The sequence below is a fragment of the Rhizobium sp. F40D2 genome (assembly GCF_051810745.2).
Classification (GTDB): Bacteria; Pseudomonadota; Alphaproteobacteria; order Rhizobiales; family Rhizobiaceae; genus Rhizobium.
In genome coordinates this window covers 1570001-1583587 of the sequence record NZ_CM131436.1, presented here as the reverse complement: position 1 = coordinate 1583587, position 13587 = coordinate 1570001, and the positions used below count along the sequence as shown (strand labels likewise).

Below are 13587 nucleotides of genomic sequence, written 5' to 3'. Positions count from 1 at the left end.
GGCTCAGACGAGCGTGCCCTTCGTCGAAGGTACACGACCGGCCTGTCTCGGATCGATCTCTGTCGCCGTGCGCAATGCGCGGGCAACGGCCTTGAAGCATGTCTCGGCAATATGGTGATTGTTGGCGCCATAATGGTTGAGAATATGCAAGGTGATGCCGGCATTCTGGGCGAGCGCCTGGAAGAATTCGCGAACGAGTTCGGTATCGAACGTGCCGATCTTCGGCGCGCTGAAGGCGACGTTCCAGACGAGGAACGGCCGGCCGGAAAGATCGACCGCCGCCTTGGTCATCGTTTCGTCCATGGCGAGATCGATCGAGGCGTAACGCGTGATGCCGCGCCGGTCGCCGAGCGCCTTGGAGATCGCCTGGCCGATGGCGATGCCTGTATCCTCGACCGTGTGGTGGTCGTCGATATGCAGGTCGCCCTGGGATTCGATCTCCATGTCGATCAGGGAATGCCGCGAAAGCTGGTCTAGCATATGATCGAAGAAGCCGACGCCGGTCGAAATCTTCGATTTACCGGTGCCGTCGAGATTGACGGAGACGGAAATCGAGGTTTCGTTGGTCTTGCGGGAAACGCTGCCCGTACGGCTTGCTGCGGTCTCGGCCATATGGCCCTCCATCGGAATAAGGCCGTTCCTTATCAGGCGGATCGGCAAATATCCAGAAGCCGGGCAAGAGAAAAGCCCGCCCATTTGCAAACGGCGCCGGCCCACTTACATAGGGCTCAACAGGGCCAATGTGTGGTCTCGCGTAAACGCCCGCGTCGTGGGCAGACAGGTGTTCGATGACAACGATCATTACAGTTCGAAAAGGCGGCAAGGTGGTGATGGCCGGCGACGGCCAGGTGAGCCTCGGCCAGACCGTCATGAAGGGCAATGCCCGCAAGGTGCGCCGCATCGGCAAGGGCGAAGTCGTCGCCGGTTTCGCCGGCGCCACGGCCGATGCCTTCACCCTGCTCGAAAGGCTTGAAAAGAAGCTGGAGCAATATCCCGGCCAGCTGATGCGCGCCGCCGTCGAGCTGGCCAAGGACTGGCGCACCGACAAATACCTGCGTAATCTCGAAGCCATGATGCTCGTCGCCGACAAGTCGATCACGCTGGCGATCACCGGCAATGGCGATGTCCTGGAGCCCGAGCATGGCACGACGGCGATCGGTTCGGGCGGCAATTTTGCCTTCGCCGCCGCCCGCGCGCTTATGGATACCGACAAATCGGCCGAAGAGATCGCGCGCCGCGCCCTCGAAATCGCCGCCGACATCTGCGTCTACACCAACCACAATATCGTGGTGGAATCGCTGGATGTCGAAGGCTGAATCTCAGGCCTTCCTGCCGCTGTCGCGGCGAACAAAGACGAATTGCGGCCGGGCGCTGATGGCCCTGGACCGCCAGGAGAATGATACGCAATGACGACCTTTTCCCCCCGCGAGATCGTTTCCGAACTCGATCGCTACATTATCGGCCAGCATGACGCCAAACGCGCCGTTGCGATCGCGCTGCGTAACCGCTGGCGGCGGCAGCAGCTCGACCCGAGCCTGCGCGACGAAGTGATGCCGAAGAACATCCTGATGATCGGCCCGACCGGTGTCGGCAAGACCGAGATCTCCCGCCGTCTGGCAAAACTCGCCGGCGCGCCCTTCATCAAGGTGGAAGCCACCAAATTCACCGAAGTCGGTTATGTGGGCCGCGATGTCGAGCAGATCATCCGTGATCTGGTAGAGGTCGGCATCGGTCTCGTGCGTGAGAAGAAGCGGACCGAGGTCCAGGCCAAGGCGCATGTCAGCGCCGAGGAGCGCGTCCTCGATGCGCTGGTGGGCACCACCGCATCGCCCGCCACCCGTGAGAGCTTCCGCAAGAAGCTGCGGGACGGCGAGCTCGACGACAAGGAAATCGATATCGAGGTGGCCGATGCCGGTTCCGGCATGGGAGGCTTCGAAATTCCCGGCATGCCGGGCGCCAATATCGGCGTGCTCAACCTGTCGGAAATGTTCGGCAAGGCGATGGGCGGACGTACCAAGAAGGTTCGCACGACGGTCAAGGCCTCCTATACCGATCTGATCCGTGATGAATCCGACAAGCTGATCGACAATGAGGTGATCCAGCGCGAGGCCGTTCGCTCCACCGAGAATGACGGGATCGTCTTCCTCGATGAAATCGACAAGATCGCCGCCCGCGACGGCGGCATGGGCGCCGGCGTTTCGCGCGAAGGCGTCCAGCGCGACCTTCTGCCGCTCGTCGAAGGCACGACGGTTTCGACCAAATACGGGCCGGTGAAGACGGATCATATCCTCTTCATTGCCTCAGGCGCCTTCCATGTCTCCAAACCTTCCGATCTTCTGCCGGAGTTGCAGGGCCGATTGCCGATCCGCGTCGAATTGCGCCCGCTGAACAAGGAGGACTTCCGCCGGATCCTGACCGAGACGGAAGCAAGCCTCATCCGCCAGTATCGCGCGCTTATGGAAACCGAAAGCCTGAACCTCGAATTCACCGAGGACGCGATCGATGCGCTCGCCGATGTCGCCGTCCATCTGAACTCTTCGGTCGAAAACATCGGCGCCCGCAGGCTGCAGACGGTGATGGAGCGGGTCCTGGACGACATTTCCTACAACGCCCCGGATCGCGGCGGGACGGCCGTCACCATCGATGCCGCTTATGTGCGCGAACATGTCGGCGATCTCGCGCAAAATACCGATCTCTCGCGCTTCATTCTGTGATATTGGCGCACCGGTCCATGCCTTTCCCGACGTGGATGCCGGATTGTGACGAACTCTCTCTCGACAGCGGGCCTTTTACTTTTTAGTGAAGGCCCGTTTTGTTTTCCGTTCCGGCTTTATTCGGCCAAGATTCTGGTCCAGTCAGCCGCATCGCAAACAGGATGATGGAACGGGACGGGATAGCGGATCGTGCGACGCCTTTTGACAAGCCTCTTGATTGCCGTTGCCCTGGCGAATTCGGCGCCCGCCTTCGCCATGCAGACGGTGCCGGCCGGCAATCGTCATGCCGAGCAGCCCGATATTCCGGGCGCTTCCGTCAGGCGCACCAAGGGAACCAAGAGCAGCTTCGATCTGAAGTATGAAAAGGTTCACGAGCTGCTGGTAACCGATCGCGAGCTTATGGCCAAGATCCGCAAGGTCTCCAGCGCCTACGGCATCAATCCCATCCATGTCGTCGGCGCGATCGTTGGCGAACACACCTATAATGTCGACGCCTACGACCGGCTGCAATCCTATTATGTCAAGGCCGCTTCCTACGCCGGAGAAAGCTTCCGCTTCGCCTATGACGGCGAGAACGTCGATGAATTCGTGGCGCGGCCGCAATTTGCCGAATGCAAAGTCAAGAGTGATTCCTACACGCTGTGGTCCTGCCGCGAAGATGTCTGGGAAAGCGATTTCCGCGGCAAGACCGTGGGTGGCAAGAGCTTCCCCAACAATCGCTTCAGCGCGGTTTTCTTTCAGCCCTTCTATGCCGGTCAGACCTTCGGCCTCGGCCAGGTCAATCCGCTGACGGCGCTGATGCTCTCCGATCTCGTGGCCCGCGTCTCCGGTTATCCGAAGCTGAACGAGAAGAATGCCGGCGCCGTCTACAGGGCGATCATGGATCCGGATATCTCGCTCGCTTTCGTCGCGGCCTCGATCCGCCGGTCGATCGACGATTACAAGGAGATTGCCGGCATGGATATCTCGGGCAACCCCGGTCTGACGGCAACGCTTTACAATGTCGGCAACTCGCGCCAGCGCGCCGCCGCACTCGCTGCGAAAAACCGCTCTTCGGGTGCGACCGTCTGGCCGGAAGAGAATTATTACGGCTGGCTGATCAATGACAAGCTGGACGAACTGAAGGGTCTGCTCTAGCTTCAGAGCCTGACGGGAAGCGTTGATCTTCCCCAAAAGGCTTTTCCGATGGACATGCGTCCTGAACCCTTCGTTCCCCCGGCACCGTTGCCGCGCACCGTGCCGCCGAGCCGGCTTGAAATCATCCGCACCATCCTGCGCAATCCGCTCGAACTCTGGGGTGAGCCGTCCTATACGCTGCCCTGGATCCGCACCAATTTCTTCGGCCAGAGGACGCTGATCGTCAATGATCCCGGCCTCATCAAGCATGTACTGGTCGACAATGCCAATAATTACCGCATGTCGGATGTGCGCCAGCTCGTCCTGCGTCCGATCCTCCGCGACGGTCTTCTGACCGCCGAAGGTCCTGTCTGGAAAAGATCACGCAAGGCAGTGGCGCCTGTTTTTACGCCCCGCCATGCCCAGGGCTTTGCCGGGCAGATGCTGCGCCAGTCGGAAGATTATGCCGGCAAATATCAGAGCGCGGGCGAGGCGGGGGCAATTTTCGATGTCAGCACCGACATGACCGAACTGACCTTCGCGATTCTCGCCGACACGTTATTTTCGGGTGAAATCGTCACCTCGAGCGGTCATTTCGCCGATGACGTCAATGCTCTCCTGCATCGCATGGGCCGCGTCGACCCGATGGATCTGATGCGCGCTCCTTCCTGGATTCCACGTGTGACACGCATCGGCGGTCAGAAAGTGCTGGAGAAATTCCGTGCCATCGTGCGCGACACGATGGATATGCGAACCGCAAAGATGAAGGCCGATCGCGCTACAGCACCCGAAGATTTCCTGACCTTGCTGCTGGAACAGGCCGGCCCAGACGGGCTGACGAAGGAAGAAATCGAAGACAATATTCTGACCTTTATCGGCGCGGGGCATGAGACCACGGCACGGGCATTGGCCTGGGCGCTCTATTGTGTCTCGAACAGCCCGCATATCCGCGAGGCGATGGAAACAGAAATCGACTCGGTGCTCGCCACCGGGGCCGAACCTGTGGAATGGCTGGATATGATGCCGCAAACCCGCGCCGCCTTCGAGGAGACCTTACGCCTCTATCCGCCGGCGCCATCGATCAACCGCGCCGCCATATCGGACGATTCCTGGACAAGCCCCAAAGGCGAGCGGGTCGAGCTCGAGGCCGGGATCACCGTACTCATCATGCCCTGGACGCTGCATCGCCACGAACTCTATTGGGACAGGCCGCGCGCCTACATGCCCGAGCGCTTCCTGCCGGAAAATCGCGGCTCCATCGGCCGCTTCCAGTTCCTGCCTTTTGGCGCCGGTCCGCGTGTCTGCATCGGCGCAACCTTTGCGCTTCAGGAGGCGGTGATTGCCCTTGCCGTGCTGATGCATCGCTATCGCTTCGATTGCACCGATGAGACCAATCCCTGGCCGGTGCAGAAGCTGACGACGCAGCCGCAGAACGGCCTGCCGATGCGGGTAACGCCGCGCATAATTTCCCGACAAGCATAAATCTTTCGAATTATTGCGGAATTGACTGTGAATGAAAGCCGGGCAAAGTGGCAGCATTCACAGTCGTTGCCAGGGAGAATGTCGCATGAGCCGCATTGATAAGAACGGTCTTGCCATCGAAGCCGTCCTTCATGATTTCCTCGTCCAGGAGGTTCTGCCGGGTCTGGCGATCGATGCGGACAAGTTCTTTGCCGATTTTTCGGCGATCGTCCACGATCTTGCCCCGAGGAATCGCGCCCTGCTGGCAAAACGCGACGAGCTGCAGGTCAAGATCGACGACTGGTATCGCCAGCACGGCGCGCCTGCGGATATGGACGACTACCAATCCTTCCTGCGCGGGATCGGCTATCTCATGCCAGAAGGATCGGACTTCCAGGTTTCGACCCAAAATGTCGACCCCGAGATCGCCTCGATCGCTGGCCCGCAGCTCGTCGTTCCCGTCATGAACGCCCGTTATGCGCTGAACGCTGCCAATGCCCGCTGGGGCTCGCTCTATGATGCACTCTACGGCACGGACGCCATTCCGGAGAGCGACGGCGCTGAAAGGGGCAAGGGTTACAATCCGAAGCGCGGCGAGAAGGTCATCGCCTGGGTACGCGATTTCCTCGATATGTCAGTGGCGTTGCAGGACAGCAGCTGGAAGAATGTCGGCAGCTTCGCCGTCAAGGATGGCGTGCTTGTCATCAGATCGGTCGATGGCGAGCAGGCCATGCTGGTCGATGGCGGGCGTTTTGCCGGCTATCTCGGCGATGCTGCCGCCCCGACGCATGTTCTCCTGAAGAACAACGGCATCCATATCGAGATCGTCATCGATGCGACGACGGCGATCGGCAAGACCGATCCGGCCCATATTTCCGATGTCTGGCTGGAATCGGCGATCACCACGATCATGGACTGCGAGGATTCGATTGCCGCCGTCGATGCCGAGGACAAGACCGTCGTCTACCGCAACTGGCTCGGCCTGATGAAGGGCGACCTGCAGGAAGAGGTGGTAAAGGGCGGAACGAGCTTCGTCCGCAAGCTCAACCCGGATCTGGACTATACCGGTCCGGATGGCACAGCCTTCGAGCTGCATCGCCGCTCGCTGATGCTGGTGCGCAATGTCGGCCACCTGATGACCAATCCGGCCACCCTCGACCGCGACGGTGCCGAAGTGCCGGAGGGCATCATGGACGCCGTCATCACCGGCCTGATCGCCCTTTACGATATCGGGCCGGCCGGCCGGAGGAAGAATTCCCGCACCGGCTCCATGTATGTGGTCAAGCCGAAGATGCATGGGCCCGAAGAGGTCGCCTTCGCCGTCGAGATCTTTTCGCGGGTCGAAGATGCGCTTGGCATGGCGCGCAACACCATCAAGATGGGCATCATGGATGAGGAGCGCCGCACGACGGTCAATCTCAAGGAATGCATCCGTGCTGCCCGCGAGCGGGTCGTCTTCATCAATACCGGCTTCCTCGACCGCACTGGCGACGAGATCCACACCTCGATGGAAGCCGGCCCGATGATTCGCAAGGGCGACATGCGTCAGGCGGCCTGGATTTCGGCCTATGAGAACTGGAACGTCGACATCGGCCTCGAATGCGGCCTTGCCGGCCACGCCCAGATCGGCAAGGGCATGTGGGCGATGCCGGATCTGATGGCGGCGATGCTGGAGCAGAAGATCGCCCACCCGAAGGCCGGCGCCAACACCGCCTGGGTCCCGTCGCCGACCGCCGCCACCCTGCATGCCACCCATTATCACCGGGTCAATGTCGCCAGGGTTCAGCAGGGGCTGAAGGACCGCGCCCGCGCCAAGCTCTCCGACATTCTCTCGGTGCCGGTTGCGGTGCGGCCGAACTGGACGCCGGAGGAAATCCAGCGGGAACTTGACAACAATGCCCAGGGCATCCTCGGCTACGTCGTGCGCTGGGTCGATCAGGGCGTCGGTTGCTCGAAGGTGCCCGATATCAACAATGTCGGCCTGATGGAGGATCGCGCCACATTGCGCATCTCGGCCCAGCACATGGCGAACTGGCTGCACCAAAAGGTCGTCACCGAGGCGCAGATCGTCGAAACCATGAAGCGCATGGCGGCCGTCGTCGACCGGCAGAATGAGGCGGATCCCCTCTACCAGCCGATGGCCGGCAATTTCGACGGCTCGATCGCCTTCCAGGCCGCCCTCGACCTCGTGCTGAAGGGCAGGGAACAGCCGAACGGCTATACCGAGCCGGTGCTTCATCGCCGCCGTCTCGAGCGGAAGGCGAAGCAGGCCGGTTGAGGGTATACTGAGAATATGAAAAGGCCGCCGAGACGATAGTCCGGCGGCCTTCTTTATACCGAATTCACTATCTAGCTTACTGGATGACGACGACCTTGGACGTGCCCTTGCCGGGACGGACGCGGCTATAAAGATCGATCACGTCCTGGTTCATCAGGCGAATGCAGCCCGAGGAAGCGGCGGTGCCGATCGAGGCCCATTCCGGCGTGCCGTGCAGGCGGAACAGCGTGTCCTTGCCATCCTCGTTGAATAGATACATGGCGCGCGCGCCGAGCGGATTGCTGAGGCCCGGGCCCATGCCGTCCTCGACATACTTGGCGACGTCAGGGCGGCGAACTGCCATTTCCTTCGGCGGGTGCCAGGTCGGCCATTCCTGCTTCCAGGCGACGTAGGCGGTGCCGGCCCATGCGAAGCCCTGCTTGCCGACGCCGATGCCGTAGCGCATCGCCTTGCCGTTGGCCAGGATGTAATAGAGGAAGCGCTCGCGCGTGTTGACGATGATCGTACCCGGGCGCTCGGTGGTCTGGTAGCTGACGACCTGGCGGCGGAACTGCGGCTTGACCCTGTCGATCGGTATCGCCGGCAGAGAATATCCGGCATCCTTCGTCACGCCATAGGCGTCGTTAAAGATCTGGGCTGTCTGTACCGTCGGGCCTGCGCCCTTGTCGTCGACGGATGCGCTGTCGGAATTTGTGGAGCAACCGGCCAGTGCGAGCGTCGTCAGCAGGCCAAATACCGGGAATGCATTGCGGATGCGCATAGATGACTCTTGAAGTTTTAGGGCAAGGAGAACAGTCTTTCGACCATCGTTGATTATGGTTTATTTTCGATTAACTTGCGCTTTGCAAGGCTACTGCAGCGCGACAAATCGGTCTGCGGCGCAAATTAGAAGCGCATGGTTTTTTTGCAACAACACGCCAGCCCCTACTGTGGTTATCCATGACGATTTTGAGCGTTTACAATAACAATCCGTTAATCGATGGCCGGCAATCGGACAGAGCCATGATGGTGCGGCGCGGAACGCAGATTTTGCTGCATGAAATGCGCCATGCCGTGCTGCCCGAACTGCCGCTGGCCAGCGGCCGCCGTGCTGATTTGATCACCGTTTCGGAAAAGGGCGAGGTCTGGATCATCGAAATCAAGACCTCGATCGAGGATTTCAGGGTGGATCGCAAATGGCCGGAATACCGGCTGCATTGCGACCGGCTGTTCTTCGCGACTCACGAAGGTGTGCCGCTCGACATCTTTCCCGAGGAGTGCGGGCTTTTCCTCTCGGACGGTTATGGCGCCCATATGATTCGCGAAGCGCCAGAACACCGTTTGGCCCCGGCCACGCGTAAATCCGTCACGCTCAATTTCTCGCGCGCCGCCGCGCAACGGCTGATGATGGCCGAATGGGCGAACGGAAAGCCGTTCACCGTCGATGACGTTTGACGGATGTCCCGGCTATTTCGGCGCGCGTTTGGCGAGGATGCGCTGCAGCGTGCGCCGGTGCATATTGAGCCGGCGCGCCGTTTCCGAGACGTTGCGCTCGCACATTTCATAGACCCGCTGAATGTGTTCCCAGCGCACCCGGTCGGCCGACATCGGGTTCTCGGGAAGCTCGGCCTTTTCGCCCGGCCGCTGCGTCAGCGCCGAGAAGACGTCGTCGGCATCCGCGGGCTTTGCCAGGTAATCGACGGCGCCGAGTTTTACGGCGGTCACCGCGGTTGCGATATTGCCGTAGCCGGTCAGCACGATGATCCTAGTGTCGTCGCGCCGCTGGCGGATCGCTTCGATGACATCAAGCCCATTGCCGTCGCCGAGGCGAAGGTCGACCACTGCATATTTCGGCGGCCTGCCTTTCGATTTCGCAACTCCCTCCGCCACTGATTCGGCCGTTTCCACCTGGAAACCGCGCATCTCCATCGCCCGGGCCAGCCGGCGCAGGAACGGCCCGTCGTCGTCGACGATCAGCAGGCTGGCGTCGGGACCGATATGGTCTTCATCCCCAGCGGCGAAATTTTCGTGATTGCGTTCTGTCATCGTCTTGGCCCTGGCGCTTGAACGCCTGATCTGCGTAAATCGCTTATATCCTACTTATGCCGACAAAGTCACTTTGTCGAATTTGCGTCGATCAGCATGCGCGGCCATTCGATCCGGATACGCGCGCCCGCACTTTCCGGGTCGCGATTCTCGAAAACCAGCGATGCGCCCGAGCGCTCCAGCAGCGTCTTGGCGATGAAAAGCCCGAGCCCGAGGCCGCCCGCCGTATCCTCTTTTTGCCGCTTGGTCATGTAAGGCTCGCCGATCCGCGTCAGAATATCGGGGGCGTAACCGTTGCCGTCGTCCTCGATGACGATCAGCACTTTATCGTGATCATGCTCGACGGTGATCCTCACTTTCTCCCGGGCATAATCGACGGCATTCTCGATCAGGTTGCCGAGCCCGTACATAATGCCGGCGTTGCGGTCGGTCACCGGCTCGTCCTTGCGCGGGCTCTTTTCGATCAGCTCCAGCGTAATGCCGAATTCCCGGTGAGGCGCGACGATCTCTTCGATCATCGAGGAAAGCGGCAGGCGGCGCATATGCGCGTCGCCTTCTGAAGACAGTGTCGTCAGCCGCCGCAGGATGTCACGGCAGCGCTCGCTCTGGCTGCGCAGCAGCATTACGTCCTCGCGGAAACGATCGTCGTCCTTGAGTTCCCGCTCCATTTCCTTGGCGACGACGCTGATCGTGGCAAGCGGCGTGCCGAGTTCGTGGGCAGCGGCCGCCGCCAGTCCGTCGAGCTGGGAAAGATGCTTTTCCCGCTGCAGCACCAGTTCGGTCGCAGCCAGCGCATCGGCAAGCTGACTCGCTTCCATCGACACCCGGTAGGCGTAAAAGGCAGCGAAGGCCATGGTCGAGGCGATCGAACACCAGACACCGAACTGCATGACGTTGTGGACATTGATCTCGACGCCGTCGAACCACGGCAACGGAAAGGGCGAAAAGGCAAGCACCGTGATACAGACCATCGCAAAGCCGATCAGCGCCGTGCTGTAACGAATCGGCTGCGAGGCAAACGAGATGATGACCGGCACGCAGACGAGGGCTGCGAAAGGATTGGCTAGGCCGCCGGTGATGAAGAGCAGCGCGCAGAGCTGCAGAAGATCGAAGCCGAGCAGTGTAAAGGCGGCCGGCGCTTCCAGCCGGTGTGTCGGCGGATAGCGGATCGTCAGGTAGAAATTCACCCCGGCAAGGGCGGCGATTAGCGAAGAGCTGGCGATCAGCGGCAAGGGAAATTTCAGCCAGAAGGCCACGATGAACACCGTCAGCGCCTGTCCGCAGACCGCGAGCCAACGCAGCCGCACCAGCGTCTGCAGGCGCAGCCTGCGGCTGCTGTGCCGGTCTTCCAGCGTATGGCTTTCCGTCTTGTCGATCATGCCGCGGGCTCCTCAAATGGCCCTCATGTACCACGCGGTTTAGCCCGTGTCGTCGGCAACGCCTCTTCCGGCCGCTCCGGCCAGGGATGCCGCGGATAACGGCCGCGCATATCGGCGCGCACATCCTTCCATGAGCCGGCCCAGAAGCCCGGCAGGTCGCGGGTCGTCTGTATCGGCCGATGCGCCGGCGAAGTTAGTTCGAGCAGCAGCGGCAGACGGCCTCCGGCTATCGCCGGGTGCTGCTTCAGCCCGAACAGCTCCTGCACGCGGATCGTCAACACCGGCTCCTCGCCTTCATATTGGATCGGATGCCTTTGACCGGTCGGCGCTTCGAAATGGGTCGGTGCAAGTCGGCTAAGGTCGCGCTGCAACGCGTGCGGCACCAAGGACATCAGCCCGTTCGAAAGCCCGGCTGCGGAGATCTCGGAGAGGCCGCGGGCCTCCGTCTGAAACGGGCCGAACCAGTCCTCCAGCCGGGAAAGCAGGGCATTGTCGCTGACATCGGGCCAGGGATCGCCGATCGTCCGGTGAAGAAATCCGATCCGCTCGCGAAGCTGCACGGCCTCCTTCGAGAAGGCGAGGTGATCGAGCCCGAGCTCGCGCACGCCCTCTACCAGCGCCTGGGTGACCGCGGCTCCGGAAGGTCGTGGCAAGGGCGTCTCTTCGAAGACGATCGCACCGAGCCGGGTTGCCCGCCGCGCCCGTATCTGCCTGCTTTGCCGGTCGAAGAAGATCTGATCGCCGGTTTTGATCTCGCCGGGCAGCTCGGCTTCGATGTCGCCGCGTGTCACCTCGGCCGCCGCCAGAACCCGCGCCTGCGCCGCCCGCCCGGTGAGATCGGCGATGACAAGCATCTGGCTGCCGGCCAGTCTCTCGGTTTCCGGCAGTTCCGCGCCGCGCCCGTTCGCCATCACGAATCGGCCGCGCCCGCCGCGCTGAAGGGCGATTCGATCCGGGAATGCATGCAGCAGCAACTGCCCCGCAAGCGCCGGCGCCGTGGAGATCACTTTGTCGAGGCTGCTCGCCAGCCGTCCTGCCAGCCGCCGCGAGGCTTCGGCTCTTTCGCCGCGCTCGGCTTTGAAGCGTCGCAGCCGCTCCTCGATATCGATGTTCGTCCCGCCCAGTCCCTGTTCGGTCAGAAGCACGGCAATCAATGCCGCATCCCGGGCGTGCCCCGATTCGCCTGCAGAAACGACCATGGCGGCGAGCCGCGGCGGCAAGGCGAGATCGCGCATGACCTTGCCGCGCGCCGTCAGCGCTCCATCCTTGTCGAGCGCACCGAGCTGGCCGAGCAGCACGCGCGCTTCCCTGAGCGTCGTCTCCGGCGGCTGGTCGACAAAGGCAAGCGATGCCGGATCCTGAACGCCCCAATGGGCGAGATCGAGCACCAGCCCGGAAAGATCGCTGGAAAGGATCTGCGGCGGTGTGAAGGCCGGCAGGGCCGCCGTCTGTCCCTGGTGCCACAGCCTGACGGCGATGCCCGGTTCCGTTCGGCCGGCGCGGCCCGCCCGCTGATCGGCCGACGCCCGTGACACGCGCACCGTCTCCAGCCTTGTGATCCCGGTCGACGCCTCGAACACCGGCAGACGCTGCAGCCCGCTGTCGATCACGATCCTGACACCGTCGATGGTGATCGAGGTTTCGGCGATCGACGTCGCCAGCACGATCTTACGCATTCCTTTGGGCGCCGGTCGTATTGCCGCGTCCTGCTCCTTCTGGCCAAGATTGCCATAGAGCGGCGCAATCAGTGTTTCGCTTCCGAATCGTCCCTGCAGGCGTTCCGCGGTTCGGGTAATTTCCGCCTGGCCGGGCAGGAAAGCGAGGATCGAGCCGGTTTCATCGGCATGGGCATCGAGTATCGCCCGCGTGACCGCATCCTCGATACGCTCACCGCCTGGTCGATCCTGGTAACGCGTATCGATCGGAAAGCTGCGTCCCAGGCTTTCGATGACAGGTGGATGAGAGAGCAGGGCCGCCACACGCTCGACGTCGAGGGTCGCCGACATAACGAGGATCCGCAAATCCTCGCGCAGCGCCGATTGGACGTCGAGCGCCAGCGCCAGCCCGAAATCGGCATCCAGCGAACGCTCGTGGAATTCGTCGAAGATTACGACCGAGACCCCGGCGAGTTCCGGATCGTCGAGGATCATCCGGGCAAAAACCCCTTCGGTCACCACCTCGACCCGCGTCGCCGCCGATATCCTGTTGTCGAGGCGCATGCGGTAGCCGACCGTGCCGCCAACCTGTTCACCGAGCAATGATGCCATCCGGTTTGCCGCCGCCCGCGCCGCCAGCCGCCGCGGCTCGAGCAGGATGATCTTGCCGTCGCCGCGCCAGGCCTGGTCGAGCAGGTAAAGCGGCACCAGCGTCGTCTTGCCGGCGCCGGGTGGCGCCGAAAGAACGGCGCGTTTCTGCTCAGCCAGGGCGGCGCCGACGGCCGGCAGGACATGTGAAACCGGAAGCTCCGGCAATGATGCACTGATTGTCACTTTCGTCCTGTCATCGTCTCATAGGCAAGGAGGTGGCGCCGGCCGGCTGTTCTTCTTTGAGGACAAACCTTCACTCCGCCGGACCGGTCTTTCCTCCGAGACTAGCGAGTGAGGCGCGCTATAGG

At 61.9% G+C, this 13587-nt stretch carries 11 protein-coding genes; 6 read left to right on the top strand and 5 right to left on the bottom strand.

Going from position 1 to position 13587, the window contains the following annotated elements:
* Positions 1–3 precede the first annotated feature (3 nt).
* Positions 4–612, bottom strand: coding sequence for an imidazoleglycerol-phosphate dehydratase HisB (gene hisB / locus ACS4RS_RS07670; RefSeq protein WP_054185459.1), 609 nt, complete (start codon positions 610–612; stop codon positions 4–6).
* A gap of 176 nt (positions 613–788) precedes the next feature.
* On the opposite strand from hisB, the gene hslV reads away from it, so the two are divergent.
* From hslV to ACS4RS_RS07645, 5 genes are all read left to right on the top strand, one after another.
* Positions 789–1316 carry an ATP-dependent protease subunit HslV gene (hslV, locus tag ACS4RS_RS07665; protein ID WP_003583308.1) on the top strand — a complete coding sequence of 176 codons (528 nt, stop codon included), beginning with the start codon at positions 789–791 and terminating at the stop codon, positions 1314–1316.
* Positions 1317–1406: 90 nt separating this feature from the next.
* Complete coding sequence (gene hslU / locus ACS4RS_RS07660; RefSeq protein ID WP_439011456.1) at positions 1407–2714, top strand: ATP-dependent protease ATPase subunit HslU; 1308 nt, start codon at positions 1407–1409, stop codon at positions 2712–2714.
* A gap of 189 nt (positions 2715–2903) precedes the next feature.
* The gene (locus ACS4RS_RS07655; protein ID WP_439011457.1) at positions 2904–3851 is read left to right on the top strand and encodes a DUF1402 family protein; all 948 of its coding nucleotides are present in this window, start codon (positions 2904–2906) and stop codon (positions 3849–3851) included.
* A 48-nt stretch (positions 3852–3899) separates the two neighbouring features.
* A complete protein-coding gene (locus ACS4RS_RS07650; RefSeq protein WP_439011458.1) occupies positions 3900–5312 on the top strand; it encodes a cytochrome P450 in 1413 nt (470 codons plus the stop codon).
* An 85-nt stretch (positions 5313–5397) separates the two neighbouring features.
* Entirely contained in the window at positions 5398–7569 is a 2172-nt protein-coding gene (locus tag ACS4RS_RS07645) for a malate synthase G (RefSeq protein ID WP_439011459.1), read from the top strand.
* A gap of 76 nt (positions 7570–7645) precedes the next feature.
* On the opposite strand, the gene ACS4RS_RS07640 is transcribed toward ACS4RS_RS07645, so the two are convergent.
* Positions 7646–8329: a L,D-transpeptidase gene (locus ACS4RS_RS07640; RefSeq protein ID WP_003571351.1), complete on the bottom strand. Its 684-nt coding sequence runs from the start codon at positions 8327–8329 to the stop codon at positions 7646–7648.
* A gap of 179 nt (positions 8330–8508) precedes the next feature.
* On the opposite strand from ACS4RS_RS07640, the gene ACS4RS_RS07635 reads away from it, so the two are divergent.
* Positions 8509–9003: an MmcB family DNA repair protein gene (locus ACS4RS_RS07635; protein WP_003589465.1), complete on the top strand. Its 495-nt coding sequence runs from the start codon at positions 8509–8511 to the stop codon at positions 9001–9003.
* A gap of 12 nt (positions 9004–9015) precedes the next feature.
* Here the strand turns inward: ACS4RS_RS07635 and ACS4RS_RS07630 are convergent, their stop codons facing one another.
* The 3 genes from ACS4RS_RS07630 to hrpB form a co-directional block, all read right to left on the bottom strand.
* A complete protein-coding gene (locus ACS4RS_RS07630; protein WP_439011460.1) occupies positions 9016–9594 on the bottom strand; it encodes an ActR/PrrA/RegA family redox response regulator transcription factor in 579 nt (192 codons plus the stop codon).
* Between the two features lie 68 nt (positions 9595–9662).
* A complete protein-coding gene (locus ACS4RS_RS07625; RefSeq protein WP_439011461.1) occupies positions 9663–10973 on the bottom strand; it encodes an ActS/PrrB/RegB family redox-sensitive histidine kinase in 1311 nt (436 codons plus the stop codon).
* Between the two features lie 23 nt (positions 10974–10996).
* Entirely contained in the window at positions 10997–13462 is a 2466-nt protein-coding gene (gene hrpB / locus ACS4RS_RS07620) for an ATP-dependent helicase HrpB (protein ID WP_449313936.1), read from the bottom strand.
* Positions 13463–13587 lie beyond the last annotated feature (125 nt).

Excerpts from the sequence above, each read along its gene's own strand:
- ACS4RS_RS07625 (WP_439011461.1), bottom strand. The coding sequence starts at position 10,973 with ATGATCGACAAGACGGAAAGCCATACGCTGGAAGACCGGCACAGCAGC.
- ACS4RS_RS07635 (WP_003589465.1), top strand. The coding sequence starts at position 8,509 with ATGACGATTTTGAGCGTTTACAATAACAATCCGTTAATCGATGGCCGG.
- ACS4RS_RS07630 (WP_439011460.1), bottom strand. The coding sequence starts at position 9,594 with ATGACAGAACGCAATCACGAAAATTTCGCCGCTGGGGATGAAGACCAT.
- ACS4RS_RS07650 (WP_439011458.1), top strand. The coding sequence starts at position 3,900 with ATGGACATGCGTCCTGAACCCTTCGTTCCCCCGGCACCGTTGCCGCGC.
- hslU (WP_439011456.1), top strand. The coding sequence starts at position 1,407 with ATGACGACCTTTTCCCCCCGCGAGATCGTTTCCGAACTCGATCGCTAC.
- hisB (WP_054185459.1), bottom strand. The coding sequence starts at position 612 with ATGGCCGAGACCGCAGCAAGCCGTACGGGCAGCGTTTCCCGCAAGACC.
- hslV (WP_003583308.1), top strand. The coding sequence starts at position 789 with ATGACAACGATCATTACAGTTCGAAAAGGCGGCAAGGTGGTGATGGCC.
- ACS4RS_RS07645 (WP_439011459.1), top strand. The coding sequence starts at position 5,398 with ATGAGCCGCATTGATAAGAACGGTCTTGCCATCGAAGCCGTCCTTCAT.
- ACS4RS_RS07640 (WP_003571351.1), bottom strand. The coding sequence starts at position 8,329 with ATGCGCATCCGCAATGCATTCCCGGTATTTGGCCTGCTGACGACGCTC.